1 protein-coding gene is annotated in these 543 nt (G+C 41.3%); it reads left to right on the top strand.

Translation table 11 applies throughout. The features are described from left to right. Positions 1 to 67 precede the first annotated feature (67 nt). The coding region (locus LZG71_RS30420; RefSeq protein ID WP_255713304.1) for an IS5 family transposase at positions 68 to 543 on the top strand (476 nt) is incomplete at its 3' end.

The raw sequence follows: 543 nt of genomic DNA on the forward strand, positions 1-543 counted from the left end.
AGAAGGTGTTTGGGAATTGCGAAGAATGGAGATCGTACCATCTTTGCAGTGACGAAACATTAAAGCATTGATTAAACAGTTTACTAGACTGACCGATCTCCAATGGGCGGCAATATCACCATTTTTGAATACAAAAAGAAGGAGAAAACTGAATTTGAGGGAGGTTATGGATGCACTTCTATACATACTCCGGACAGGCTGCCAATGGCGAAATCTGCCTTCCTGTTTTCCTCATTGGCAAGCGGTATATTGGTATTTTAGCCAATGGAAAAAGCAAAATGTAATTGAGCAAATAAATCGAGCTGTTAACAAAATAGATCGCGTAAATACGCATAGGGATAAGAATCCTTCTATTCTTTGTATTGACAGTCAAAGCGTTAAGTTGTCTCCTATGATTTGTGAATTACGTGGTACGGATGCCAATAAAAAAGTAAATGGACGGAAAAGGCAAGTGCTCGTTGACAGCGAAGGCAGGATCTGGTTTGCGCATATTCATGCCGCAAATCAAGGCGACGGTCCTTCATCCCTAGCTTTCATGGCTGA

Source organism: Dyadobacter sp. CY312 (assembly GCF_021390535.1).
GTDB lineage: Bacteria > Bacteroidota > Bacteroidia > Cytophagales > Spirosomataceae > Dyadobacter.